The organism is Streptomyces sp. NPDC021115, assembly GCF_044333065.1.
In the GTDB taxonomy this organism is placed as follows: domain Bacteria; phylum Actinomycetota; class Actinomycetes; order Streptomycetales; family Streptomycetaceae; genus Streptomyces.
On record NZ_JBIRQF010000033.1, the window covers coordinates 36,121 to 60,622 of the forward strand.

At 73.6% G+C, this 24,502-nt stretch carries 23 protein-coding genes; 10 read left to right on the plus strand and 13 right to left on the minus strand.

The window, feature by feature from the left end; genetic code table 11:
• Positions 1-178: 178 nt before the first annotated feature.
• The 4 genes from ACH4TL_RS44690 to ACH4TL_RS44705 form a co-directional block, all read right to left on the minus strand.
• Positions 179-781 carry a hypothetical protein gene (locus ACH4TL_RS44690; RefSeq protein ID WP_398331375.1) on the minus strand — a complete coding sequence of 201 codons (603 nt, stop codon included), beginning with the start codon at positions 779-781 and terminating at the stop codon, positions 179-181.
• Between the two features lie 91 nt (positions 782-872).
• Entirely contained in the window at positions 873-2,624 is a 1,752-nt protein-coding gene (locus ACH4TL_RS44695) for a GAF domain-containing protein (protein WP_398331284.1), read from the minus strand.
• Positions 2,625-2,680: 56 nt separating this feature from the next.
• A complete protein-coding gene (locus ACH4TL_RS44700; RefSeq protein WP_398331281.1) occupies positions 2,681-3,559 on the minus strand; it encodes a universal stress protein in 879 nt (292 codons plus the stop codon).
• Between the two features lie 102 nt (positions 3,560-3,661).
• Positions 3,662-4,096 (minus strand): ATP-binding protein, encoded by a 435-nt coding sequence (locus ACH4TL_RS44705; protein ID WP_398331279.1) that lies wholly within the window; start codon positions 4,094-4,096, stop codon positions 3,662-3,664.
• A 242-nt stretch (positions 4,097-4,338) separates the two neighbouring features.
• On the opposite strand from ACH4TL_RS44705, the gene ACH4TL_RS44710 reads away from it, so the two are divergent.
• Positions 4,339-4,788, plus strand: coding sequence for a cyclic nucleotide-binding domain-containing protein (locus ACH4TL_RS44710; protein WP_398331276.1), 450 nt, complete (start codon positions 4,339-4,341; stop codon positions 4,786-4,788).
• A gap of 132 nt (positions 4,789-4,920) precedes the next feature.
• Complete coding sequence (locus ACH4TL_RS44715) at positions 4,921-5,640, plus strand: response regulator (RefSeq protein WP_398331273.1); 720 nt, start codon at positions 4,921-4,923, stop codon at positions 5,638-5,640.
• 259 nt (positions 5,641-5,899) lie between these two features.
• Here the strand turns inward: ACH4TL_RS44715 and ACH4TL_RS44720 are convergent, their stop codons facing one another.
• Positions 5,900-6,745: an MOSC domain-containing protein gene (locus ACH4TL_RS44720; protein WP_398331270.1), complete on the minus strand. Its 846-nt coding sequence runs from the start codon at positions 6,743-6,745 to the stop codon at positions 5,900-5,902.
• Positions 6,746-6,881: 136 nt separating this feature from the next.
• Positions 6,882-7,388 carry a DUF6643 family protein gene (locus ACH4TL_RS44725; protein WP_398331267.1) on the minus strand — a complete coding sequence of 169 codons (507 nt, stop codon included), beginning with the start codon at positions 7,386-7,388 and terminating at the stop codon, positions 6,882-6,884.
• A 212-nt stretch (positions 7,389-7,600) separates the two neighbouring features.
• On the opposite strand from ACH4TL_RS44725, the gene ACH4TL_RS44730 reads away from it, so the two are divergent.
• On the plus strand, positions 7,601-8,932 hold the full coding sequence (locus ACH4TL_RS44730; protein ID WP_398331372.1) for a TerD family protein: 1,332 nt from the start codon (positions 7,601-7,603) through the stop codon (positions 8,930-8,932).
• A 19-nt stretch (positions 8,933-8,951) separates the two neighbouring features.
• Here ACH4TL_RS44730 and ACH4TL_RS44735 read toward each other — a convergent pair whose 3' ends face one another.
• Positions 8,952-10,175: a glycosyltransferase gene (locus tag ACH4TL_RS44735; protein WP_398331264.1), complete on the minus strand. Its 1,224-nt coding sequence runs from the start codon at positions 10,173-10,175 to the stop codon at positions 8,952-8,954.
• Between the two features lie 68 nt (positions 10,176-10,243).
• Here ACH4TL_RS44735 and ACH4TL_RS44740 point away from each other — a divergent pair, with 68 nt between their 5' ends.
• Positions 10,244-11,035 carry a glutamate racemase gene (locus tag ACH4TL_RS44740; protein WP_398331261.1) on the plus strand — a complete coding sequence of 264 codons (792 nt, stop codon included), beginning with the start codon at positions 10,244-10,246 and terminating at the stop codon, positions 11,033-11,035.
• A 76-nt stretch (positions 11,036-11,111) separates the two neighbouring features.
• Positions 11,112-11,684 carry a hypothetical protein gene (locus ACH4TL_RS44745; RefSeq protein ID WP_398331258.1) on the plus strand — a complete coding sequence of 191 codons (573 nt, stop codon included), beginning with the start codon at positions 11,112-11,114 and terminating at the stop codon, positions 11,682-11,684.
• A 337-nt stretch (positions 11,685-12,021) separates the two neighbouring features.
• On the opposite strand, the gene ACH4TL_RS44750 is transcribed toward ACH4TL_RS44745, so the two are convergent.
• Positions 12,022-13,062 carry an O-antigen ligase family protein gene (locus ACH4TL_RS44750; RefSeq protein WP_398331255.1) on the minus strand — a complete coding sequence of 347 codons (1,041 nt, stop codon included), beginning with the start codon at positions 13,060-13,062 and terminating at the stop codon, positions 12,022-12,024.
• 210 nt (positions 13,063-13,272) lie between these two features.
• Here ACH4TL_RS44750 and ACH4TL_RS44755 point away from each other — a divergent pair, with 210 nt between their 5' ends.
• From ACH4TL_RS44755 to ACH4TL_RS44765, 3 genes are read left to right on the plus strand one after another with little or no spacing between them, the layout of a single operon-like run.
• A complete protein-coding gene (locus tag ACH4TL_RS44755) occupies positions 13,273-13,752 on the plus strand; it encodes an NUDIX hydrolase (RefSeq protein WP_398331252.1) in 480 nt (159 codons plus the stop codon).
• 55 nt (positions 13,753-13,807) lie between these two features.
• A complete protein-coding gene (locus ACH4TL_RS44760) occupies positions 13,808-14,608 on the plus strand; it encodes a 3-hydroxybutyrate dehydrogenase (protein ID WP_398331249.1) in 801 nt (266 codons plus the stop codon).
• Positions 14,593-16,680 carry a helix-turn-helix domain-containing protein gene (locus ACH4TL_RS44765; protein ID WP_398331246.1) on the plus strand — a complete coding sequence of 696 codons (2,088 nt, stop codon included), beginning with the start codon at positions 14,593-14,595 and terminating at the stop codon, positions 16,678-16,680. The genes ACH4TL_RS44760 and ACH4TL_RS44765 overlap by 16 nt, the downstream gene beginning before the upstream one ends.
• Positions 16,681-16,726: 46 nt before the next feature.
• On the opposite strand, the gene ACH4TL_RS44770 is transcribed toward ACH4TL_RS44765, so the two are convergent.
• The 4 genes from ACH4TL_RS44770 to dhaK form a co-directional block, all read right to left on the minus strand.
• The gene (locus tag ACH4TL_RS44770) at positions 16,727-18,094 is read right to left on the minus strand and encodes an MFS transporter (RefSeq protein ID WP_398331243.1); all 1,368 of its coding nucleotides are present in this window, start codon (positions 18,092-18,094) and stop codon (positions 16,727-16,729) included.
• A 171-nt stretch (positions 18,095-18,265) separates the two neighbouring features.
• The gene (locus tag ACH4TL_RS44775; protein ID WP_398331240.1) at positions 18,266-18,691 is read right to left on the minus strand and encodes a PTS-dependent dihydroxyacetone kinase phosphotransferase subunit DhaM; all 426 of its coding nucleotides are present in this window, start codon (positions 18,689-18,691) and stop codon (positions 18,266-18,268) included.
• Positions 18,688-19,323, minus strand: a complete 636-nt coding sequence (gene dhaL, locus ACH4TL_RS44780; RefSeq protein ID WP_398331237.1) for a dihydroxyacetone kinase subunit DhaL — start codon at positions 19,321-19,323, stop codon at positions 18,688-18,690. Before dhaL ends, ACH4TL_RS44775 begins: the two co-directional genes overlap by 4 nt.
• 70 nt (positions 19,324-19,393) lie before the next feature.
• Positions 19,394-20,386, minus strand: a complete 993-nt coding sequence (dhaK, locus tag ACH4TL_RS44785; RefSeq protein WP_398331234.1) for a dihydroxyacetone kinase subunit DhaK — start codon at positions 20,384-20,386, stop codon at positions 19,394-19,396.
• 142 nt (positions 20,387-20,528) lie between these two features.
• On the opposite strand from dhaK, the gene ACH4TL_RS44790 reads away from it, so the two are divergent.
• Positions 20,529-22,676: a pyridoxamine 5'-phosphate oxidase family protein gene (locus ACH4TL_RS44790; protein ID WP_398331231.1), complete on the plus strand. Its 2,148-nt coding sequence runs from the start codon at positions 20,529-20,531 to the stop codon at positions 22,674-22,676.
• A gap of 118 nt (positions 22,677-22,794) precedes the next feature.
• Positions 22,795-23,973 (plus strand): acyl-CoA dehydrogenase family protein, encoded by a 1,179-nt coding sequence (locus ACH4TL_RS44795; RefSeq protein WP_398331228.1) that lies wholly within the window; start codon positions 22,795-22,797, stop codon positions 23,971-23,973.
• A gap of 85 nt (positions 23,974-24,058) precedes the next feature.
• Here ACH4TL_RS44795 and ACH4TL_RS44800 read toward each other — a convergent pair.
• Positions 24,059-24,502, minus strand: a 444-nt coding sequence (locus tag ACH4TL_RS44800; RefSeq protein ID WP_398425496.1) for a transposase, incomplete at its 5' end; no start/stop codon positions are given.

Genomic DNA, 24,502 nt, shown 5'->3' on the forward strand with positions numbered 1-24,502 from the left:
GTGCCCCCACCTCGTGCGAATGCCGGATGTGCGCGACTGTGCCGCTGTTCACGTGAAGGCCCCACCGTAGCGTGCGCGTGGCACGCCGAGTTGACCTGCCCGGAAGGCCCGGCGCACGAGGCGTCCTGAGGACGGGGAGCGAACCGGGGCAATACCCGGCCTACGGTACTGGTCCGCCTCAGCTGTCCGCGTCGGCGCGGCCCCAGTCCTGTCCGGCGCGCTCCCACGCGATGTCCCACTGGGTGTAACGCCGCCGCACCAGCCGCCATACGACCAGCCGCCGGGCGCCGTCGACGAGACCCGCCGTCATCGCGCCCGCGCCGATCCCCGCCAGCACCGCATGGGTGGCCGCGGTGGCCGAGTCCAGCGGACGGCTCTTCAAGCGGCCCTGGTCGTCCGTCCAGATACGGAACGACTCGCCCGCGTCGGCACCCGGGTGGGCGCCCAGCGTGCCCTCGTGCCTGCTGCCGTCCGGGCCCGTCCAGCGGGCGTGCACCCGGTGGTGGGCATCGCGGGCGGAAGCGGTCTCCGGATCGGAATCGATGGGTGGCTGCGGCAGCACCTCGACCACCGTCGCCTCTACAAGGTGGCGCTCGGCGCGCTGCTCCTGTGCCGTTCTCACCAGCGCCCCATGCGCCAGTGAACCCGCTGCCCAGCCCACGGCTGGGGCCGCGAGCACGATCAGCACAGCAGCGACCAGCGCCGCGTACGCCTCGGCCAAGTCGGTCTTACGGCGGAGCGGATTACGCCGCCAACGCCACAAGCCCCTGATCATTTGCATCATCCGCACGTGTTTCGACAACCCCCTTCCCCATTCGTGGATACCGCATGGCAGGCCGGATATGCGCCGATTCGGCGAAGAGAGAGCCATATCACGGGCTGAACCCTTTCGCCGCACCCGCGGGGCCGCCTACGGTGCGTGGGACACGCCACACCACCCGGGTACCGCCCGCCTCCGGAGCCTCGATGCTCAGCGTGCCGCCCAGCAGCTCGGCCCGGGACCGCATGTTGACCAGCCCGCCGCTCGGGACGGCGTCCCCGACGCCCACTCCGTTGTCGGTGACCGTCAGCGCGACATCGGCGCCGACCGTGAACCGCACGTCGACCCGCTGGGCATGGGCGTGCCGGACGGTGTTGCTGAGCGCCTCGGCGAGGACCGCCAGCGCCTGGTCGCCGGTCTCGTCCGGCACATCGGTGTCGACCGGCCCGTCCATCAGCAGCGACGGCGTGAAACCCAGGATGTCCGACGCCGACCGTACAGCCTTCACCAGCCGCCTCCGCAAACTGGCAGGTTCGCCGTCCTCGTCCCCGACCGCCCGCAGCGCGAAGATCGTCGAACGGATGATCTTGATCGTCTCGTCCAGGTCGTCCACCGCCCGGCCGACCCGCTCACCCGCCTCCGGATGCTCGATCAGCCGACTCGCGCTCTGGAGCGTAAGACCCGTCGCGAACAGCCGCTGGATCGCCAGATCGTGCAGGTCACGGGCGATCCGGTCGCGGTCGTGCAGCAGCGTCAGATGCTCGGACTCGGCACGGTGCCGGGCCAGTTCGAGCGCGAGCGCCGCCTGCGCGGCGAAGCCCGACAGCAGCTCCACCTCGTGGTCGTCGAACGCGGGCCGCCCCGCCAGGCGGCACAGCCGCAGCGCCCCGGTGGACCGCTCATGGGCGACCAGCGGTACGGCCACCAGCGGGCCGAACTCGCTCTCCTGGTCCGGCAGCGGCCAGGCCCGCGCCCGGGCGTCGGTCCGTACGTCGCTCGCCACCGCGGGCCGCCCGGTGCGCACCGCGAGACCGGCCAGCGAGCCGTCGGAGGGCACCACCAGGCCGCCGACGCGCTCCGCGTCATGCCCCTCCGCGACCTCCACCATCAGGCTGTCGGTGCCCGGGGCGGGCAGCAGGATGGCCGCCGAATCGGCCAGCGAGACCTGGAGGGCCAGCCGGGCGATCAGGCTCAGCACCTCGGCCGCCGGGGTGCCCGCCAGCAGTGTGCGGGTGATCACCCCCAGCGCCTCAAGCCACTGCTCGCGGCGGCGGCTCTCGTGGTACAGCCGCGCGTTGTCGATGGCCACCCCAGCGGCGACCGACAGGGTGGTCAGCACCGCCTCGTCATCGGCGTCGAACTGCGCGCCACCGCGCTTCTCCGTGAGGTACAGATTGCCGAACACCTGGTCCCGGACCCGGATCGGCACCCCGAGGAACGAGCGCATCGGCGGATGGTCGTCCGGGAAGCCATGGCTCGCCGGATGCTCGGACAGATCGGTCAGCCGCAGCGGCTGCGGATGGCGGATCAGCTCGCCCAGCAGCCCGTGGCCGCTCGGCAGCGGGCCGATCCGGTGCGCGAGATCCTCCGATATGCCCACCGGCAGGAACTGCGACAGCCGGTTCCGGTCGACCACGCCCAGCGCCCCGTACTCGGCGTCGGCCAGCAGCACCGCCGCCTCCACGATCCGCCGCAGCACCTGCTCCAGATCCAGCTCGCGGCCCACGCTCAGCACGGCCTCCAGCAGGCTGTGCATCCGCCCCTGCGTGGACCGGGCGGCGTCCAGCCGCGCCTGGAGCTCGTCGAGGAGCTGATCCAGCCGGAGTTGGGGCAGCGCGGGGTGACGCCCCTGATCCGCAGACACCTGTCAGCCCCCCCTTGATGCTTCCCCCGGACAAGGGTAGCGAGCGGGTGGGACAGTCAGGGCTGCGGGACCACCGCCACCGGGCAGCGGGCATGGTGCAGTACGGCGTGGTTGACCAGGCCCAGCTGCATCCCGAAGTGGCCCTGCCGCCGCCGGGCGCCCACCACCAGCAGACCGGCCCGCTCCGACGCGTCCAGCAGCGCCTTGCGGGCCGGGCCCTCGACCGCGCGGTAGGCCACCGGTACGGGCGGCCGCGCCATCTCCGTCACCCCGCCCAGCGCCTCGTCCAGCAGCTCGGCGGCGTGCCGCGCGTGGTCCTCGTGCGGTCCGTGGTCCTCCGGCCCCGCGCAGCGCCAGGCGTGCACCGCCTCCAGCTCACAGCCGCGCAGCCGGGCCTCCCGGAGCGCGAAGGCGACGGCGGGGGAGGGCGGGACGGGGTCGTGCTCACCGGGGCGCTCGCGTTCGGCGATGCCCACCGCGACGCGGTGCGTCCCGCCGTACCCGCCCTCAGGGCGGCCGCGGACGACGATCACCGGGCAGGACGCGCGGGCCGCGATGCCCAGCCCGACCGAGCCCAGCAGCAGGGAAGCGAACTCGCCGCGTCCGCGCGACCCGACGGCCACCGCCTCCGCGCTCTGCCCGGCGCGCAGCAGGGCGGTCACCGCGTCGTCGGCCGCCAGATCGGTCATCACCTTCAGCGCCGGTGCGCGCCGCCCGGCCCGCTCGGCCGCGGTGGCCAGCACGGCCTCGCTGTGCAGGCGCTCGGTGGGGCGGTCGGCGGCCGTGGCGGAGACATAGCCCTCGTACCGCTCCCACAGGGAGGCGTGCACGATGCGCAGGGGGAGCCGCCGCAGGGCCGCCATGTCGGCGGCCCAGTCCAGCGCGGCGGAGGCGGCGTCCGAACCGTCGACCCCGACGACCACGGGGAGCTCCACGCTGCCACCGCCTCTCCTGTCGGCACATGGCTGTATTCCCGCTCATTGTCCCCTCGAAGCGATGGCCATCACGCGCTGTCGGGGCACACTCGCGCATACGGGCTAGCGCAGCCGCATGGCGAGCGTCACGACGGCGCCCATGGCCCCGGCGCTGATCGCCAGCCGGTCGGTGACCAGGCGGGTCAGCCACAGCCCGCGGCCGCTGGTCGCGCCGTCCAGGCCCGGCAGGATCTGCGGGATGACGTCCTCGGAGAAGCCGGGTCCTGAGTCGCTGATCCGGCACTCCAGCTCGTCGCCCACCCGCAGCAGCAGCAGGGACCCCTTCCCGCCCGCGTGTTCGATCGCGTTGCTGGCGATCTCGTCGACGGCGAGGACGAAGTCACCGCGGCGGGTCTCGCTGAGCCCGGCCCAGGCGGCGCACTCCTCCACGAGGACGCGCAGCCGTGGCAGCTCACCGGCGGTGAAGCGGCGGTGCAGAAGATGCTCCAGGTGTGCTGCGGCTCGGTTGGCGGACCGACGGCGACAGTCGGCTGGCACCAGGGCCTCCCGGGTGACGAGGGCGAGTGACCTCAGGGTCGGTGAAGCAGCCGAGGGTATGGGGCGCGGGATGCCATCGGGAGGTGTGACCATAAATGACGTGTCATATCGGCAATTCGACTGGAAATGACTAAGAGAGAGTCGGTACGCGCTCATCGGCGTATCGCTTCGGATCGGCGGCACCTCGCACGCACGGTCACTGCCGAGGGGCGAGGCGGGGGAGGAAGCGGCAGAGTGAGGCCATGATGGGACTTCTGGGCGCACTGAAGACCGAGCACCGCGAGCGGCTGATGGCGCTCGCCCATGAGGTGTCCTTCCCCTCGGGCGGCCGCATCTTCGAGGAGGGCCGGAAGGCCGACCGCTTCTGGATCATCCGCACCGGCGCGGTCACCCTCGACCTGCGGGTCCCGGGCCGCCGGGCCGCGGTCATCGAGACACTGGGCCCCGGCGAGCTGATCGGCTGGTCGTGGCTGTTCCCGCCGGACACCTGGCACCTGGGCGCGGAGGCGCTCAGCCCGGTGCGCGCACATGAGTTCGACGCGGAGGCGGTGCGCCGGCTGTGCGACGAGGACGCGGAGCTGGGCTACGCGCTCGCGCTGGCCTGCGCCCAGGTGATCGGACGCCGCCTCCAGGCCGCCCGCAGCAGGCTGCTGGACCTGTACGGGCCTTACGCGGGCGGCATGTCCCCCTGACCGGGCCGCTCCGCCGATCGCGGAGAGGGGCGCCAGGGGGCCGAATGGCCCCTTACTCCTTCCCGCGGCAGGACGGTAAGAGTGGGCAACCGGATCACGACCGGCGCCCCGCGCGCCACGGAGGAGAGGGCAGTGCCCGAAACAGCCGACACCGCCGAGGCCGTGGGCGTCGACTCGCCCGCCGAGCCCATCGGGGTCTTTCTGCTCGACGACCACGAGGTGGTGCGACGGGGCTTGCGCGACCTGCTGGAGGCGGAAGCCGATCTCACGGTAGTCGGCGAGGCGGCGACCGCCCGCGAGGCCATCGCCCGCGCCCCCGCCGTGCGGCCCCGCGTGGCGGTGCTCGACGTACGGCTGGGCGGGGCGGGGGAGAGCGCCGACCACGAAGGGATCGCGGTCTGCCGCGAGTTGCGGGCCCGGCTGCCGGGCCTCGCCTGCCTGATGCTCACGTCCTTCGACGACGACGAGGCACTCTTCGACGCCATCATGGCGGGGGCCGCGGGCTATGTGCTCAAGCAGATCAACGGCTCCGACCTGGTGTCCGCCGTACGCACCGTGGCGGGCGGCCGGTCCATGCTCGACCCGGGCGCGACGGCCCGCGTCATGGCCCGGCTCCGCGGACCCCAGCCCAGCGCGCCCGATGAACTGGAGCGGCTGTCCCCGCGCGAACGGGAGATCCTGGAGCTGATCGGCGACGGGCTGACCAACCGGCAGATCGCCGAGCGGCTGTTCCTCGCCGAGAAGACCGTCAAGAACCGGATCTCCGCGATCCTGTCCAAGCTGGGCGTGGGGCGGCGCATCCAGGCCGCGGTGATCGCCGAGCGGATCAGGGAGCGCGAGACCGGGCAGTGACGCCCTCCCCGGGCCCCCGGGTCGCGGGGGGCACGAGGCCGGCTCCCCATCCGGCCCCGCACCCCACGCCGAACGGGGTCGGCCCATCGTGGAGGCTCATCACCGCAGTGGAGTGAGAGCCCGGCCGCCCCGTGGTCAGCCGGGTCACACCGCTTCCCGCCAGCATCCCGCGCCTCGGCCCCCGGCGGGGAGGGCCGAACGGCCCCTGGAGCGGGGCCATTTGGGCCGCCGTGCGCCAAGGGACGCCCCGGCGCCGTGGCTAGTCCAGGATCTCGACCGGGTCGCCCAGCCGCAGCCTGCCCGTGCCCTCCGGAACCAGGTTCTGGCCGAAGAGCAGGCGGTCACCCGACCGCCGGTGCCGCGCCAGCGTCCGCAGCGGCTCCTTGCCGCGCTCGCCGGTGCTCTGGTCGGTCGTGGTGATCACACAGCGGGAGCACGGCTTGGGCACCCGGAAGACGACCTCGCCGATCCTTATCCGCCGCCAGTCGTCCTCGGCCCAGGGCGCGGTGCCGTCGATCACGACATTCGGCCGGAAGCGGTTCATCGGCAGGGGGCCCTCGTCGGGGTGGTCACCCTGCGCGATCAGCGAATTGAGCGCGTGCAGCGAGGCCGTGGTGGTGAGCAGCAGCGGAAACTCGTCGGCGAGGCTCACGGTCTCCCCGCCGCGCGCGTACTCCGGGGTCAGGGGCCGCCGCCGGGCGGGATCGTCGAGGTGGACCAGCCGCGCCTCGGTGCCCAGGAAGGCGCTGAACCAGGCGTCGGCGGCGGCGCCCGCCGACACCACCTCGACCTCCGTCCGCGCCAGCATCGCGGGCACGGTGACCGATGACGGCACCGACGGGTCCCCCGGCCCGGGTGCGGTCACGGTCAACGGCTCGTGGCCCTCGGCGGTGAGCCGGACGCCACCGTCCGGCAGCGGCTCGGCCGAGGCGAGCGCCAGCCTGGGCTGCTGACGCTGGGTCACATAGCGCCCGTCCGGCTCGACGACCATCCATCTGCGGTCACCGGCCAGCCCCCACGGTTCGACGGTCGCGGCACCGGGTGCCGACCCCGCGACGGACTTGACGGGGTAGACATTCAGGGCGCTGAGCTGTGGGTCGACCATGCTGAACATCCTGCCAGCAGGGTCCGACAGGCCGGTGGGCCGCAGGGTGAACACGAGCCGAGGCCCGGCGGTCCGGAAGCCGGACCACCGGGCCCACGGGGCGTGCGGTGAACGGTGCGCGAAGAGTGCGCTGGGGTCAGTAGCCGCCCCCCGGCTGCTGGGGACGCCCGGGGTACTGCTGCTGACGGCCGTACGGGTCGTCGTACGGCGACGGCGAGGGAGCCGCCGGGCGGGGCGCCGCGGGACGCGGCATCGCCGGGCGCATCGCCTCGTACCCGTTCGGCGCCGCCGGGCGCTGCTGCTGCGCCCCCGGGTAGCCGCGCGGGCCCGCCTGCGGCGGGATGTACGGGGAGGGCGTCTGCTGGAGCCCGCCCGGCTGCATGCCGCCGGGCTGCATGCCCTGCTGCGGGGCCTGCTGCTGATAGCCGGGCGGCGGGGTCTGCTGGGACGAAGCGGCCGGGAGCGCGGGAAGCGCCGAGGGCAGTGCCGGAAGGTGACTTCCGCTGTCATACGCGGAAGGCACCCGGATGGGTGCGATCTGGGGCGTTCCCCGCTCGGCGACAAGGCTGTCGTAGATGGGGGTGTCCGGGAAGGACGGCGAGGAGTAGTAGCCGCCGCCGTAGGTGCTGCGGGGGGAGGTCATAGACCATAAGTTAAGCCCACCATGTGCTGATTGGGGAGCCCGGTAGGTGGGTTGTTTTCAGTGTTCGGAGCGGTCCCGGATCCCCAATGCGATCGAACCCGGGAAAAACGGTCGTCAGGGTACGTTGAGATCCTGTAAAGGGCGCGTTTTCAGAGGGTCACATGCCCGTCCAGAAGATGAAGCGAACAGAAAGACAGGGGGACCACATGGCGATGCGCAAAGGCAGCAACACCCAGGTCGCGGCGGGGGTGGTGAGGGTCGAACTCGGCTGGCGCACCGGCCCCGGAGTGCCCGACGTGGACGCCTCCGCGCTGCTGCTGGTGGCCGGAAAGGTTCGCTCCGACGCGGACTTCGTGTTCTACAACCAGGCCGTGCACGCCTCGGGCGCCGTACGGCACGAGGGCAAGCGCACCGCCGGTGACACCGTGACCGACGCCCTCACCGTCGATCTGGGCCGGGTCGAGCCCGCGATCGAGACGGTGGTGCTCGCCGCCTCCGCCGATGGCGGAACGTTTGGCCGCGTGCCCGGCCTGCACATCCGCGTCCTCGACGCGTCCGGCGGCGCGGAGATCGCCCGCTTCGACAGCGAGGACGCCTCAGTGGAGACCGCGTTCGTCCTCGGCGAGCTCTACCGCAGGCAGGGCGGCTGGAAGTTCCGCGCGGTCGGCCAGGGCTACGACAGCGGGCTCGCGGGCCTCGCCACCGACTACGGCATCAGCGTCGACGAACCGCGGCAGGCGCCCGCGCCCGCCTCCGTCGCCGCGCCCCCGGCTGCGCCTCCCGCGCCTCCCGCCGCGCCCCCGCCCCCGCCGTCGGGGCCTCCGGCCGCCGGCTTCCCGCCGCCGTCCGCGGCCGCCTCCGCGCCCTTCCCGCCGCCCGCGGGTGCCGCCGGCGGCGGTGCGCCCGTGAGCCTCAGCAAGGTCACGCTGACCAAGGACGCGCCCGCCGTCTCGCTCACCAAGCAGGGCGGCACCTCGGGCGCCCTGCGGGTCAACCTCAACTGGCAGGTGCACAAGCAGTTCCAGGGGTGGGGCCAGAAGCTCGGCAGGGCCCTGGCCATGCACGGCGATCTCGACCTCGACCTGGGCTGCCTGTTCGAACTCGCCGACGGCAGCAAGGGCGTGGTGCAGGCGCTGGGCAACTCGTTCGGCTCGTTGCACCAGCCGCCGTTCATCCAGCTCGACGCCGACGACCGGACCGGCGCCCGCTCCGCGGGCGAGAACCTGACCGTCAACCTCGACCACAAGGACGCGTTCCGCCGCATTCTCGTGTTCGTCACCATCTACGAAGGTGCACGCAGCTTCGCGAACCTCCACGCCACCGTCACTCTTCAGCCACAGTTCGGCGCGCCGGTCGATTTCTCGCTCGACGAGTGCACCGTCCCGTCCACGGTCTGCGCGCTCGCGCTCATCACCAACAACGGCGGCGACCTCGTCGTTCAGCGCGAGGCTCGCTATCTGGTGCCGGACCGCGGCGTCAGCCCGCAGCGCACCCTCGACTACGCGTACGGCTGGGGCATGAACTGGACCCCCGGCCGCAAGTGAGAATCCGGCCACATTCCCGTCAGGGCGCGGCGCTGGGACGGGCGTAGGTGCGGCCCTTCCAGGCCGCGCCCCGCCCCCGCCAGTGCCGTACCGCCGAGTCGACGGTCATCAGCAGATAGAGAAGGGCCGTCAGCGGCAGCAGCGGCGCCAGCCACAGGGTCTGCCGGTAGTAGCGCAGCATCGGGATGTACGTGGCGGCCATGAGCGCCCACGCGGCGGCGCCCGCCGCCAGCGGCGCCGGGCGTCCGGCGAGCGCGCCCGCGCACAGCGCGACCGGCGGCGTGAGATAGACCACCGCGAGCCCCACGACTGTCCCCACCAGCAGCAGCGGATTGTGCCGCAACTGGGCATACGCGCTGCGCGCGACCATCCGCCACAGCTCGCCCAGCCCCGGATACGGGCGCACGCTGTCGACCCGGTCGGCGAGGCCCAGCCAGATCGTCCCGCCGGAGCGCTTGACCGCCCGGGCCAGCGCCACGTCGTCGATGACCGCCTGCCGGACGGCCTCCGGGACCCCGGCCCGCTCGGCCGCCTCCCGGCGCAGCAGGACGCATCCGCCCGCGGCGGCCGCCCAGCGGCCCCCGGGCCGGTTGACCCAACGGAACGGGTACAGCTGGGCGAAGAAGTACACGAACGCGGGGACGATCAGCCGTTCCCAGCCGGTCGTCACCCGCAGCCGCGCCATCTGCGACACCAGGTCCAGGCCGTGGGCCCGGGCGGCCCGCACCAACTCCCGCAGCGAGTCCGGCTCATGAGCGATGTCGGCGTCCGTGAGCAGCAGAAACTCGGCCTCATGGGCATGCTTGGCGAGCGCCATACCGTGCCGCACCGCCCACAGCTTCCCCGTCCAGCCGGGCTCCGGTTCGCCCGGTGAGCCGACGGTCAGCGGCAGCCCGCCGAAGGTGTCGGCGAGTTCACGGGCCAGCTTTCCGGTGCCGTCGGAGCTGCCGTCGTCGATCAGGAAGACCTCGGCCGGTCCCGGATAGTCCTGCGCGAGCAGCGACGGAAGGCTGCGGGGAAGGACGGCGGCCTCGTCCCGGGCGGGCACCACGATGGCCACCGAGGGCCAGTCGCCCGGCTCCTCGCCGCCCGGGGCCCCGATCGGGGGTCCGCTCGGGGGGCCGTTGTCACCGAGCGGGGTCCGGGGCAGCCGGACGTCCGTACGCCAGAAGAACCCCTGGCCCAGCAGCAACCACAGCCACACCAGCAGGGCTCCGGCGGCGATCCACGTCAGCGCGCTCACCCGCCGCAGTCTGCCCGAACCGGCGCCCGGGTGCCGAGGGCTCGGGGCCGATCCATTAAAGTGACGGGGTGAAGATCGCGCTAATGGACTCCGGATTCGGCCTGCTGCCCGCCGCGGCGGCGATGCACCGCCTTCGGCCCGACGCCGATCTCGTCCTCTCCTCCGACCCCGACGGCATGCCGTGGGGGCCGCGTACGTCCGAGGACGTCACCGAACGCGCCCTGGCCTGCGCCCGCGCTGCCGTCGCGCACCGGCCCGACGCGCTGATCGTCGCCTGCAACACCGCCTCCGTGCACGCCCTGCCCACGCTGCGGGCCGAGCTGGAGCCCGGGCTTCCGGTCATCGGGACCGTACCCGCGATCAAGCCCGCGGCGGCCGGGGGCGGGCCCATCGCCATCTGGGCCACGCCCGCCACCACCGGCAGCCCCTACCAGCGCGAGCTGATCCGTGACTTCGCGGACGGCGTCGACGTGACGGCGGTGGCCTGCCCCGGGCTCGCCGACGCCGTCCAGCACGTCCACGAGGCGGGCATCGACGCCGCGGTGGCCGCCGCCGCTGCCCGCACCCCGGACAATGTCCGGGCCGTCGTCCTCGGCTGCACCCACTACGAGCTGGTCGCCGAACGCATCCGGGCCGCCGTCCAGCCCGCCGGCGCGCCGCCCATCGCCCTCCACGGGTCGGCCGGGGCCGTCGCCGCGCAGGCGCTGCGGCGGATCGGTGCCGAGCCCTCCCTGCCGGCCGGCTCTGCCCGTGGCACGCTCACGGTCATCCTCAGCGGCCGCGAGGGCACGCTTCCGGAAGGCGCGCTCGCCTACGCCGAGGGCGGCCTGCTGGCCCCCGCCGCCCCGGCGCGCGGCTGACCTCCCGCACCCCTCCCACCGGCCCGAACGGTGCCGTCGGCTGCCGTGGTACCGGAATCTGAGTACCCTGCCAGTCATGAGGCCCCACGCCGAGGACCCCGACCACCACGGCAAGCAGACCCCGGGCCAGGGCACGCCCGCGGTCTGGACCGGGCATGCCCACAACCGGGTGCAGTGGGTGCTGGCGATCGCGGGCGCCGCGTGTGTGGCGCTCGGCATCGACCTGGCCGTCGCCTCCCCCTGGACCACCGGGCTCGCCCCGCTCCTGATGTCCGTCATCGGCTGTCTCGCCGCCGGCCTGCTGATGCTCTTCGGCACCCTCGCCTTCGTCCACGTCGCGGTGCGGGTCGACGAGGAGTGTCTGGAGGTCCGCTGCGGCCACATGGGGCTGCCCCGCCGCCGCATCCCCCTCAGCGACGTGGTCCACGCCGACGTCGCCCCTCGCGTCACCCCCTGCCAATGGGGCGGCTGGGGCTACCGATGGCGCCCCGACAAGGGCACCGCCGTGATCGTGCGGCGCGGTGAGGGGCTGGTGCTGAAGCTGGGGGACGGCCGCATCTTCACGGTGACGGTCGACGACGCGGAGGCCGCCGTCCGCGTCATCCGCGACCGCCTCCGCCGCATCGCCACCCCCACCCCCCAGGTCTAGCCCTCAAGCCCGGGCTGCCCCCGGCGGCGAGGCCGCCCGAGTCCGGTGGTGGTTGTTCCCCTACCCCGCCCCTTCCCGAATCCGGGGGATACCCCCGGCCCCGTTCGAGGCTCAGTCCGGGGTGGGGCCGGGCGTCGGCTGGCGCCGGGCGCGGTTTCCTGTGCCGGGGCCCTCGCTGAACCGGGCGCCCGCAGCGCCCCGGGGCGTCCTCGGTGACCGCCGGGGGCTGGGCGCCCCGGCCGCCCTGGGGACTGGCCGATCCCGCCAGGGCGGGGGCCGGGGTGTCCCCGGTTTCGGGGAGGGGCGGGGTAGGGGAGAGGAGCCTCGGCGGAGTGGGTCAGGGCAGGGGCTGGGGCGGGGGGTCTGGGGGGCGGGCTGTGGCTAGGCCTGCTAGGAGGCCCGCACCGGCCGTGACCTGCGGAAAGCTCAGCGCATTGCCCAGCGACGCCTCGACGGCCAGGGCCGTCAGCGCGACCGCCGCCGTCAGGACGGCCGGCGTGGAGCGGGGCGAGCGCCACAGGCCGTACAGCAGCCAGGCGAAGGCCGCGCCCAGCAGGGCCACCCCCGGCAGGCCCTGTCCGGCGGCCTGCTGGAGCGGGGCGGAGTGCGGGGTGGTCTCCGGGGCGGGGGACCGCGCGGCGGTCGGGCTCAGCTCGGTGAAGAGGTCGGGTCCTGCGCCGCGGACCGGGTTCGCCCCGGCGAGGTGGGCCGCGTCGTGCCACAGGCGGATCCGGTGCTCGGTGAGGTGGGACCGCAGCGAGCGCGGCAGCCCGCCGGGCACCGCGTCCGCCGCGACGGCCCAGCAGCCGACGACGGCGACCGCGGCGACGAGCGCGAGCACGGTCAGTGCGGCGAGCCGCCGCCGCAGCCGGGCGGCGGCCAGGGAGCACAGCAGGACCGCGCCGCTCGCGGCCCACCCCGCCGGTGGCGCGCTCACCACGGCGGTGAGCGTGATCGTCAGGGCCAGCAGCCACAGCGCGAGCCGGAGCGCGGGCCGCCGGGCGGCCCACGCGGCGCAGCAGGCGGCGCCGGTGGCCAGGGTCGGCTGGGCCGCGCCAAGACCCTGATGGCCGTTCGAACCGGTGGCCAGGGTCAGCCCGAGCCCCGCGAGCGCGGCGGCGGCCGCGCAGGCGACCGGCAGGAGCGACCCGGCGATGCGGCCGCACGCGTACCCGGCGCCCACGGCCAGGACGGCGAGCAGCACCCCCTCGGGGCGCGCGGTGCGCCCCATGGCGGTGATGAGCGCCCAGAGGGCGCAGGAAGCGAAGATCGCCACGCCCGCGATGTCGGGCGCGCTGCCCAGGGCCTGGCTTCGGTGATCGCTGTCGTGACCTCGGTCGTGATCCTGTACGACCGGACCCAGCGCTGATGACGTCATCCCGTCGACCCCCCGTCGTGACGGGCATCGCGCAGCGACGGTACGTCGCGTCGCGAGCCATGCTCCGGGAACGGTAGCGCTTGGCATGAGGTATGTGTATATGTTGCGCAGAAACGATGTGTCAGTGGTGAAACGCACCCCGAGCGCGCAGAACGGACGCCCGGCGCGGGCGACCGGCGCGGATTCCCGTGCGGCGGATACCCTCGCCGCATGGCGACCCCCGACTTCATCCTCGGCCTGCGGGCCTCCATCGGCCATCAACTTCTCTATCTGCCGGGCGTGAGCGCCGTCGTCTTCGACGACCAGGACAGAGTGCTGCTGGGCCGCCGCGCCGACAACGGAGGCTGGGCGATCATCTGCGGCATCCCGGAACCGGGCGAGCAGCCCGCCACGGCGGTGGTGCGCGAGGTGTACGAGGAGACCGCGGTGCGGTGCGTGCCGGAGCGCATCGTGGTCGTACGGACCCTCGCGCCGGTGACGTACCCCAACGACGACCAGTGCCAGTTCATGGACGTCTGCTTCCGTTGCCGCGCGGTGGGCGGCGAGGCGCGGGTGAACGACGACGAGTCGCTGGACGTGGGCTGGTTCCCGCTGGACGCGCTGCCGGAGCTGGAGGACTTCTCGCTCACCCGGATCAAGCAGGCGCTCGGTGAGGGGCCGACGTGGTTCGAACCCACCCCGGCGGAGTGAAGAGTGTGCCGCGCCCCCATCGGTCCGGGCGCGGCCGCCGCCTAGTCTGCCGCTCATGAGCGCGTCCCCCGCATCCAGTTCCGAGGCCCCCGGTCCCGCCGGCCGTACCGCAGTCGTCACCGGCGCCGCCGGGGGCATCGGGCGGGCCTGCAGCCTGCGGCTGGCGGCCGCAGGGGCGCGGGTCCGGGCGGTCGACATGGACGCCGAGGGCCTGGCCGACCTGGTCGCCGCCGCCGAGCGGACGGCCGACGCGCCGGGCACCGTCGAGCCGTACGTCCTGGACCTCACCGACCTCGACGCGGCCGAACGGGCCGCCGAGGGCGCCGACATCCTGGTCAACAACGCGGGGCTCCAGCTCGTCCGCCCGATCGAGGACTTTCCGCCGGAGGTCTTCTCCCGGGTGCTCACGGTGATGCTGGAGGCCCCGTTCCGGCTGGTGCGCGGTGCGCTGCCGGCGATGTACGAGTGGGGCTGGGGGCGGATCGTGAACATCTCGTCCGTGCACGGGCTGCGCGCCTCCGCGTACAAGTCCGCGTATGTGGCCGCCAAACACGGGCTGGAGGGCCTGTCCAAGGTCGCCGCCCTGGAGGGCGCGCCCCACGGGGTGACGTCCAACTGCGTCAACCCCGGCTATGTGCGTACCCCACTGGTCGAGCGTCAGATCGCCGATCAGGCCGTGGCGCACGGCATCTCCGAGGAGCGCGTCGTCTCCGAGGTGCTGCTGGCAGACGCGGCGGTCAAGCGGCTCGTCGAGCCGGAGGAGGTGGCGGAGGCCGTGGTGTATCTGTGCGGTCCGCACGCCTCGTTCATCACGGGTGCCTCGCTCACCATGGACGGCGGATGGACGGCCCACTGAACGGACCACCGGACGACCGGCCGGAAGGACCGCTGCCCGGCCGCCCCGCGCACCGACCGCCGGGCCGCGCGACTGCCGGTGCCGCCGCCTCCGGCGGGAGCGCGCCCCCGCCCGACGACCACCCCGAGGCCCCGTACCTGGAACTCCTCGCCCGCGGCGCGCCCGCCGAGGCGTACGAGCGCCCAGGCTTGCGGGCGCGCGCCGAGAAGGCCCCGGCCGAGCGGCTGGCCGCCCTGGAGCGCGCCAAGCTGCTCGCCCTGCGCGTACGCGGCGAACTGGAGGGCCGCAGGCGGCGCGAGGCCGAGCTGTCCGCGCTCTTCGAGACCGCCCACGACCTCGCCGGGCTGCGCGATCTGGACGCCGTCCTCCAGGCCATCGTGCAGCGCGCCCGCTCGCTCCTGGGAACCGAGGTCGCGTATCTGACCCTCAACGACCCGACCGCCGGGGACACCTATATGCGGGTCACCGACGGTTCGGTCTCGGCGCGCTTCCAGCAGCTGCGGCTCGGCATGGGGGAGGGGCTGGGCGGGCTCGTCGCCCAGACCGCGCGCCCCTATGTGACCGACAGCTACTTCGACGACCCACGGTTCCAGCACACCCGCACCATCGACGCGGGCGTCAGCGACGAGGGCCTGGTGGCGATCCTCGGGGTGCCGCTGCTGCTCGGCAGCGGCGTCATCGGGGTGCTGTTCGCGGCCGACCGCCGCGTGCGCGTCTTCGAACGCGAACAGATCGCCCTGCTCGCCTCGTTCGCCGCGCATGCGGCCGTCGCGATCGACACGGCCCATCTGCTCGCCGAGACGCGGACGGCGCTGGCCGAACTGGAGACCGCCAACGAGATCATCCGGGACCGCAGCGGTGTCATCGAGCGCGCCTCCGAGGTCCACGACCGGCTCACCGAACTGGTGCTGCGCGGCGGCGGAGTACGCGACGTCGCCGCAGCCGTGGCCGAGGTGCTGAGCGGATCGGTGGAGTTCCTGGAGGCGGATCAGGCGCCAGCGGACGCCCTCGACCGCTCGCGGGCCGACGGCCACGCCGTACGCCACGGCGAGGACTGGATCGCGGCCGTCTCCGCGGGCGGCGAACTCCTCGGCGCGCTCGTCCTGCACGGTCACCCCCGGCTCGACCCCGTCGACCAGCGCACCCTGGAGCGCGCCGCCATGGTCACCTCGCTGCTCCAGCTCGCCCGCCGCTCGGCGGGCGAGGCCGAACAGCGGGTGCGCGGCGAGCTGCTGGACGATCTGCTCGACGCGCCCGACCGGGAGCCGCGGCTGCTGCGGGAGCGTGCCGCGCGGCTGCGGGCGGACCTGGACGCGCCCCATGTCGTCCTCGCCGCGGCCATCGACGCGCCGGGCGCCGCGGCGGGCGGCGAACCCGGAGCCGAACCGGCGGTCGCGCCGGGCCCCGGCACCGCCGAGGACGCCGCCGACCGGCAGCGCCTGTGGTCCGCCGCGTCCCATCTGGCCGCCACCCGGCAGGGGCTGGCCGCGGCGCGCGACGGCGGCACGGTGCTGCTGCTGCCGCTCGCCGAGGGCGACACCGCCGACGCCGTAGCCCGCCGCACCGCCCGGCAGCTGGGCACCGCCGTGCACGCGCCCGTCACCGTCGGCGCATCCGCGGCCGTCGCCGCGCCCGCCGCCCGCCCCGGCGAGGTCGCCGCCTCGTACGCCGAGGCCCGGCGCTGCCTGGCCGCCCTGCGGGTGCTGGGCCGGGCCGGTGAGGGGGCCGCAGCGGAGGATTTCGGCTTCCTCGGCCTGCTGCTCGCCGGTACCCGGGGCGGCGCCCCGGACGGTACCCGGGTGCGGGACTTCGTCACGCGCACCATCGGTCCGGTCGTGGACTACGACGCGCGGCGCGGCACCGGACTGGTCCGCACCCTCGACGCGTACTTCGCCAGCGGGATGAGCCCGGCCCGCACCAAGGACGAACTGCATGTGCACGTGAACACCGTGGCGCAGCGGCTGGAGCGGGTCGGGCGGCTGCTCGGCGCCGACTGGCAGTCGCCCGCCCGGTCGCTGGAGATACAGCTGGCGCTGCGGCTGCACCGGCTGACGGAAGCCGTGGAGCGCTGAGCCCGGCAGGTCCTGAACCCGGCCGGGCCTGACCCCCCCCCAGGGCTCAGGACGACGCCGAGGGGGATGTCGCCGACGCCGTCCGCGGCTCGTCCTCCGCGCCGATGGCGGCCAGGTCGCGCTCCCGGGTCTCCTTCGCCGCGCCGACCGCCACCACCGTCAGCAGTGCCGCCGCGATGACGTACAGGGCGATCGGGGTGGCGCTGTCGTAGTCGGCGAGCAGCGCGGTGGCGATCAGCGGGGCGGGCGCCCCGGCCGCGACGGAGGAGAACTGGGCGCCGATCGAGGCGCCCGAGTACCGCATCCGGGTCGCGAACATCTCCGAGAAGAAGGCCGCCTGGGGCGCGTACATCGCACCGTGGAAGACCAGCCCCACCGTGACCGCGAGGAGCAGCGCCCCGAAGTCCTCCGTGTCGATGAGCGCGAAGAAGGGGAACGCCCACGCGCCGACGCCCACCGCGCCCAGCAGATAGACCGGGCGGCGGCCGATACGGTCCGACAGCGCGCCCCAGGCCGGGATCGTCGCGAAGTGCACGGCGGAGGCGATGAGTACGGCGTTGAGCGCGGTCTGCTTGCCGAGGCCGACGTGGTCGGAGGTGGCGTAGACGAGGACGAAGGCCGTGATCACGTAGTAGCTGATGTTCTCGGCCATCCTGGCGCCCATCGCGACCAGGACGTCCCGCCAGTGGTGGCGCAGCACTGCCACCAGCGGCAGCTTCTCCGCCACGTCGGACGCCTTCCGCGCCTCCGCCTGCGCCAGCGCGGCCTTGAAGACCGGTGATTCATCGACAGAGAGACGAATCCACAAGCCGACCAGCACCAGCACACCGGAGAGCAGGAACGGCACCCGCCACCCCCAGGACTCGAAGGCGCTCTCGGAGAGCAGCCCGGTCAGCGCCGACAGCACCCCGGTGGCCAGCAACTGCCCCGCGGGGGCGCCGGTCTGCGGCCAGGACGCCCAGAATCCGCGGCGTCGAGCGTCCCCGTGCTCGGACACCAGCAGCACCGCCCCGCCCCATTCGCCGCCGAGCGCGAAGCCCTGCACCAGCCGCAGCGCGGTGAGCAGCACGGGCGCGGCCGAGCCGACGGTGGCGTGGGTCGGCAGCAGACCGATCGCACACGTCGCCCCGCCCATCAGCAGCAGGCTCAGGATCAGCAGCTTCTTACGGCCGAGCCGGTCGCCGTAGTGCCCGAACACCAGGGCGCCGATCGGCCGGGCGGCGAAGCCGACCGCGTACGTCAGGAACGACAGCAGGGTGCCGACGAGCGGGTCGGAGTCGGGGAAGAAGAGCTTGTTGAACACGAGCGCGGCGGCCGACCCGTAGAGGAAGAAGTCGTACCACTCGATGGTGGTGCCGATGAGGCTCGCCGCGACGACGCGGCGCAGCGATCCGGGGCTGGTCGGAGGAGCCATGGTTACCACTTCCGAGCGGGTGCGGGGACGGATTCGTGTGCCACACCGTAGAAATGCGCATGTCAGCTCGGATATGTACGCGGACTCCACACTTCGGCCGTCCGCTGCGGGTCCCGCGCCCATACGAACGGGCCCGGGGGCTTCCACGCCCCCGGGCCCGTTCGCGTGACGTCACACCTTGCGGTAGTCGTACGCCTCCGACGCGGCCCCCGCGACCGTGTCCACGTCCGCGCCGGTGGATGCGGTGACGACGGCCGCCACCGCGCCCTCCACCAGCGGCGCGTCCACCAGGCGCGAGCCCTCCGGCAGCTCGTCCTCCTCGGCCAGCAGCGCCTTGACGGTCAGTACGGCGCTGCCGAGGTCGACCAGTATGGCCACCCCCGCGCCCTGGTCGACCGCGTAGGCGGCGTCGCGTATCAGCTCCTCGCTGGTGCCGAATCCGCCGTCCGGGGTGCCGCCCGCGGCGCGCACGGGCGCGGTGCCGCCGCCCGCCAGCGCGGTGGCCAGCCGGGCGACCGACTCGGCGACCTCCCCGCTGTGCGACACGACCACGACCCCGACCAGCTTCTCGTCGCCGCTCCCGGTGGTGTCGGTCATCGGACGGCCTCCGCGAGCGCCGTGACGATCAGCGCGGACGAGGTGGCGCCGGGGTCCTGGTGGCCGACGCTGCGTTCGCCCAGATAGCTGGCCCGGCCCTTGCGCGCCAGCATCGGTACGGTGGCCAGCGCGCCCTTGTCGGCGGCCTCGCCCGCCGCGGTGAACGACGCGGTGTCGCCGCCCAGCGCCTCCACCGCGGGGAGCAGCGCGTCCAGCATGGTCTTGTCGCCCGGCGCCGCGCCGCCGAGCTGGGCCACCGCGTCCACCCCGGCCCGCAGCGCGTCCGCCAGTTGCTGGGGCGTGACCTCCGCCGCGTCCCCCAGCGCCTTGCCCGCGCGCCGCAGCAGCGTCCCGTAGAGCGGCCCGGAGGCGCCGCCCACCTTCGAGATCAGCTGGCGCCCGGCCAGGATGAGCGCGGCGCCGGGCGAGCCCGGCGGCTCCTTCTCCAGCGCCTCGGTCACGGCCGTGAAACCGCGCTGCATGTTGGTGCCGTGGTCGGCGTCGCCGATCGCGGAGTCCAGTTCGGTCAGCCGGGTCGCCTCGCGGTGCACGGACTCGGCCGCTGCGGTGAGCCAGCGTTGGAAAAAAGAGGTGTCGAGCGCGTGTTCGACTGCGGATTCACTGCTGGACACAGACGCCTCCTCATGACGGTAACCGACGGCGACAGCGTACGTATCGGGCCAGGTGGTGGGAGGTTCCGGGTCAGCAGCCCCAGCGCAGCCCGGCGGTCCGCACGGGCGCGTCCCACAGCCGCAGCAGGTCCTCGTCGACCTGGCACAGCGTGACCGAGGCGCCCGCCATGTCGAGTGATGTGACGTAGTTGCCGACGAGCGTACGTGCCACCGCCACGCGGCGCTCGCCGAGCACCCGGTGCACCTCGGCCGCGAAGCCGTACAGCTCCAGTTGCGGGGTGGCGCCCATGCCGTTGACCAGGACGAGCACCGGGTTGTCCGGGCGCAGGTCGTCCAGCACCGCGTCCACCGCGTAGTCGGCGATCTCGCGCGAGGTCATCATGGCCCGCCGCTCCCGCCCCGGCTCGCCGTGGATACCCACGCCCAACTCCAGCTCTCCGGCGGGCAGTTCGAAGGTGGGGCCGCCCTTGGCCGGCGTCGTGCAGGGGGCCAGTGCCACGCCGAAGCTGCGCGAGGACGCGTTGACCCGGCGGGCGATGGCCTCGACCCGCTCCAGTGGTGCGCCCTCCTCGGCCGCCGCACCGGCGATCTTCTCGACGAACAGTGTCGCGCCGGTGCCGCGCCGCCCCGCCGTGTGGGTGCTGTCGTTCACCGCCACGTCGTCGTCGACGAGCACCTTGGCGACCTGGATGCCCTCGTCCTCGGCCAGTTCGGCCGCCATGTCGAAGTTGAGCACGTCGCCGGTGTAGTTCTTGACGACGAACAGCACGCCCTTGCCGCTGTCCACGGCGGCCGCCGCGCGCACCATCTGGTCGGGCACGGGGGAGGTGAAGACCTCGCCGGGGCAGGCCGCGTCGAGCATCCCGGCGCCGACGAACCCGCCGTGCAGCGGCTCATGTCCGGAGCCACCGCCGGAGACCAGGGCCACCTTGTCCGGTACGGGCGCGTCCCGGCGGACGATCACCCGGTTCTCGATGTCCACGGCCAGTTCGGGATGGGAGGCGGCCAGGCCGCGCAGTGCGTCGGCGACCACGGTTTCGGCCACATTGATGAGCATCTTCATGGGAGCGTTCGTCCTCCACCGGCTGGGAGCTGTGCACCGCTGCAACAGCGTACGGATCCGGCGCGGTCATGGCACCCCTGGGGCGTTGAGCCGAACAGCCTAATAAGCCGAAAAAGGTACATAGACATCATATGGTGCGCGCATGGAGAACACTGCCGCACCGGCGGCCGCCGCCGCGCATCCGCGCCCGCATCCACCCCGGCCGCAGCGCCACCGGCGCCGCGCGCCGTGGCTCGCGGTGGTCGCCGTCGGCTATGCGGCGGTCCAGCTCGCGGTGGTGGTCCCGCACGTCGGACACGCGCTGGGCTGGGACGAGTCCGTGTACGTCTCCCAGGTGGACCCGCGCACCCCTGCCGCGTACTTCAGCGCGCCCCGCTCCCGCGGCATCAGCATGCTGGTCTCCCCGGTGGTGGCCGCCACGTCCTCCATCACGGTGCTCCGGGTCCTCCTCACGGTGCTTTCCGCGGGCGCGCTCTACGCGGCCTTCCGCGTGTGGAACAGGTTGCTGCCGCGCGGCCCGGTGGCGCTCGCCGCGCTGCTCTTCGCCGGGCTGTGGATCACCACGATCAGCGGCCCCGCGGTGATGCCCAACCTCTGGGTCGCGCTCGGCGCGGTGGCCGCGGTCGGCTGGTTCCTGCGCCTGCCCGCCGAACGCAACGCCCGCTGGTGGCTCGCCGCCCTCGTCGTGGGGGTCACGCTGGTCCGCACCCCCGACGGCGGCTGGCTGGCCCTTCCGCTGCTGGTCGCCGCCTTACGGGTACGGAGCTGGCGGCCCGCCCTGCTACCGCTGGCGGGCGGGCTGCTGCTCGGCGCCGCGCAGTGGATCGGCGAGGCGTACGACCGCTTCGGCGGCATCGGCGGGCGGCTGGACGTCTCCAGCGAGGTCGAGGGCGGCATGGGCCTCCACTTCGCCGTGGGCGCCGCGCTGCGCAGCCTCAACGGACCGCAGCTGTGCCGCCCGTGCGAGGTGCCGCTGCACCATCCGGAGCTGACCCTGTGGTGGCTGTCGCTGCCGCTGCTGACCCTCGCCGCCGTCGCCCTCGTCCTGCGGGACCGCCACGAACGGCGGACCCGGATGCGCGTCGGGCTCGGGCGGGCGTACGCGCCCCAGGAACCCGGTGTGCCGGTCACCGTGCTGCCCGTCGTCTGCGCGGCCGCCCTCGCCGTCCCCTATCTGCTGCTCATCGACTACTCCGCGCCGCGCTTCCTGATGCCCTCCTACGCGCTGCTCGCCCTGCCCATCGCCGCGCTGGGCTTCCGCGCCGTACGCGCCGCGCGCTCGCCCCGCCACATGGCCATGGCGCTCGGGATCGTCGTCCTGCTCCACCTGGGCAGCCAGCTCGCCGTCCTCACCCACACCGCCACGGTGTCCGAGCAGACCACCGGGCGCTACCGCACCGCCGCCGACGGGCTGAAGCGGCTGGGGCTGCGGCCGCCGTGTCTGGTGGCCGGCGACCGCGCCCTGCCCGTCGCGTACCACGCGGGCTGCGGTTCCGCCCAGACCAGCGGCAACAACCGCTCCACCAGCGTGTCCGGGCTGCTGCGCCGGGCCGCCCACGAGCCCACCGCGCTGCTCGTCCGGCGCGACCACGGCGCCCGGCCCCCGTCGTACGCCCGCACCTGGATCGGGTTCCCGCTGCCTGGGACGGCGTGGAGCGCCTATCTGCCGCCGCATCAGGCGCGCCAAGTGGCCGCGCGCGGCGCGGGGGAATCCCTTCAGTCCCGGAAATCCGGACAGGAGGCGTCGGGTAAACCCACGAGCATGGGTGCCATGACGACGCTTCCGATCAGCAGCTGGGCCGGATTCCAGGCGGCGGAGCCCGACTTCGCCACCGCGGCGCAGGAGCGCTTCGAGCGCTACCGCACCCATGTGCTGGCCACCGTCCGCCAGGACGGTTCCCCGCGGCTGACCCCGCTGGAGGTCACCTTCCGCTTCGGGGAACTGTGGCTCGGCATGATGCCCGACTCCCGCAAGGCCGTCGACCTGCGCCGCGACCGGCGCTTCTCCGTCCAGGCCAACCAGGGCCCGGACACCGGCACCCCCGGCGGCGACGTCCGGATCAGCGGCCGGGCCGTCGAGGTGACCGACCGGGGCTCGCTCGCCCGCTTCGCCGCCGAGGTCCATCCGCCCGAGCCGTTCCACCTCTTCCGCGCCGAGGTGACCGAGGTCGTGCGGACCTCGGTGGAGGGCCCCGACCTGGTGCTGCGGACCTGGCGCCCGGGCCATCCGGTCCAGGTCGTACGGCGCGGCACCGACGACAGCCCGCCCCGGGTGGACGAGGCGGGCTGAGCCCCCGTCCCCTGGTCCGCAGCCCTTCCGAATTGGTGGAACACGTTCTACCGTGCCCCTCGATCCCAGGACGCTCCCCGACCGCCGTCGTGGCGCACGCGAGACTCCAGGAGGGGCCGTGGACCTCGAATACACCCCTGAGCAGCGGCAGTTACGAGCCGAGCTGCGCACCTACTTCGCCGAGCTGGTGCCCGACGACGCGTACGCACGCTACGCCGACCCCGCCGGGCAGAAGCGGTTCTACCGCGAGACCATCCGGCGCCTCGGCGCCGACGGCTGGCTGGGCGTGGGCTGGCCCCGGGAGTACGGCGGGCGGGGCCTCGGCCCGGTCGAGCAGTTCATCTTCTTCGACGAGGCCGCCCAGGCGGGCGTACCGCTGCCGCTCATGGCCCTCAACACGGTCGGCCCCACGCTCATGCGCTACGGCACCGACGAGCAGAAGCGGTACTTCCTGCCGCGCATCCTCTCCGGCGAGATCGACTTCGCGATCGGCTACAGCGAACCCGACGCCGGAACCGACCTCGCCGCCCTCAAGACCCGCGCCGTACGGGACGGCGACGACTACGTGGTGAACGGCCAGAAGACCTGGACCACCAACGGCGACACCGCCGACTGGGTCTGGCTCGCCGTCCGCACCGACCCCGATGCCAAGCCCCACCACGGCATCAGCATCCTGCTCGTCCCCACCACCGACCCCGGCTACTCCTGCACCGTCATCACCACCCTGGCCTCCCACGACACCACCGCCAGCTACTACGAGGACATCCGCGTCCCGGTCGCCCGCCGCGTCGGCGCCGAGAACGAGGGCTGGCGGATGATCACCACCCAGCTCAACTACGAACGCGTCACGCTCGCCGCCCACGGCACCATGGCCATCCGCGCCCTGCGCGGCGTCCGGCAGTGGGCCGCCGACACCAAGCTCCCGGACGGCCGCCGGGTCATCGACCTGCCCTGGGTACGGGCCAGGCTCGCCCGCACCCACGCCCGGCTGGACGCCATGAAGGTGCTCAACTGGCAGATGGTGGACGCGCTCCAGCGCGACACCCTCACCCCGCACGACGCCTCAGCCGTCAAGGTCTACGGCTCCGAGGCCCGCCGCGACGCCTACGCCTGGCTCATGGAGATCGTCGGCGCCGCGGGCCCCCTCAAGGAGGGCTCAGCGGGCGCGGTCCTCCACGGCGAGCTGGAGCGCGGCTACCGCAGCAGCGTCGTCTTCACCTTCGGCGGCGGCAACAACGAGATCCAGCGGGAGATCATCTCCTGGATCGGCCTCGGGATGCCACGCGTGCGCCGCTGACCCGCTGTGACGAGGATTTTTAGTTGGCACAAAAGAGGGATAGTTGGCACTGTGAAGTTTCCCCGTGATCCTGGACACTCTTCTTCTACGCTGCGAGTGTGTGGCTGTTGCGGAACCGTTGGCGCGTCTCGTGTGGTGTGAGATACCCGAAGACAGGGTGCTTGCGCAGGCGGCGCCGGTTGTAGAAGGTCTCGATGAAGGCGAAGACCTCGGCGCGGGCGGTGGCTCGGTCGGGCCAGAGCCGGGTGCCGATCTCCTCCTTGAGCACAGCCCAAAAGCTTTCGGCTGCGGCGTTGTCAAAGCAGGAGCCGGTCCGGCCGGTACTTTGCCGAAGGCCCAACGCGCGTATCTCCGCGCGGAATTCGGATGAGGTGTATTCGCTTCCGCGGTCGCTGTGCGTGATGCAACCGGGTTCCAGGCCACCGCGGCCGTGGGCCATCCGCAGCGCGTCTACCACCAGCTCGGCGCGGTGGTGGTCGGCCATCGCGTAGCCGACGACCTCGCGAGTGGCCAGGTCCAGCCAGCAGGC

Coding starts and splice junctions, on each gene's coding strand:
- ACH4TL_RS44690 (WP_398331375.1), bottom strand. CDS start 781: ATGCAAATGATCAGGGGCTTGTGGCGTTGGCGGCGTAATCCGCTCCGC.
- ACH4TL_RS44710 (WP_398331276.1), top strand. CDS start 4,339: ATGATGGGACTTCTGGGCGCACTGAAGACCGAGCACCGCGAGCGGCTG.
- ACH4TL_RS44720 (WP_398331270.1), bottom strand. CDS start 6,745: ATGGTCGACCCACAGCTCAGCGCCCTGAATGTCTACCCCGTCAAGTCC.
- ACH4TL_RS44725 (WP_398331267.1), bottom strand. CDS start 7,388: ATGACCTCCCCCCGCAGCACCTACGGCGGCGGCTACTACTCCTCGCCG.
- ACH4TL_RS44730 (WP_398331372.1), top strand. CDS start 7,601: ATGCGCAAAGGCAGCAACACCCAGGTCGCGGCGGGGGTGGTGAGGGTC.
- ACH4TL_RS44745 (WP_398331258.1), top strand. CDS start 11,112: ATGAGGCCCCACGCCGAGGACCCCGACCACCACGGCAAGCAGACCCCG.
- ACH4TL_RS44750 (WP_398331255.1), bottom strand. CDS start 13,062: ATGACGTCATCAGCGCTGGGTCCGGTCGTACAGGATCACGACCGAGGT.
- ACH4TL_RS44755 (WP_398331252.1), top strand. CDS start 13,273: ATGGCGACCCCCGACTTCATCCTCGGCCTGCGGGCCTCCATCGGCCAT.
- ACH4TL_RS44760 (WP_398331249.1), top strand. CDS start 13,808: ATGAGCGCGTCCCCCGCATCCAGTTCCGAGGCCCCCGGTCCCGCCGGC.
- ACH4TL_RS44765 (WP_398331246.1), top strand. CDS start 14,593: ATGGACGGCCCACTGAACGGACCACCGGACGACCGGCCGGAAGGACCG.
- ACH4TL_RS44770 (WP_398331243.1), bottom strand. CDS start 18,094: ATGGCTCCTCCGACCAGCCCCGGATCGCTGCGCCGCGTCGTCGCGGCG.
- ACH4TL_RS44775 (WP_398331240.1), bottom strand. CDS start 18,691: ATGACCGACACCACCGGGAGCGGCGACGAGAAGCTGGTCGGGGTCGTG.
- dhaK (WP_398331234.1), bottom strand. CDS start 20,386: ATGAAGATGCTCATCAATGTGGCCGAAACCGTGGTCGCCGACGCACTG.
- ACH4TL_RS44790 (WP_398331231.1), top strand. CDS start 20,529: ATGGAGAACACTGCCGCACCGGCGGCCGCCGCCGCGCATCCGCGCCCG.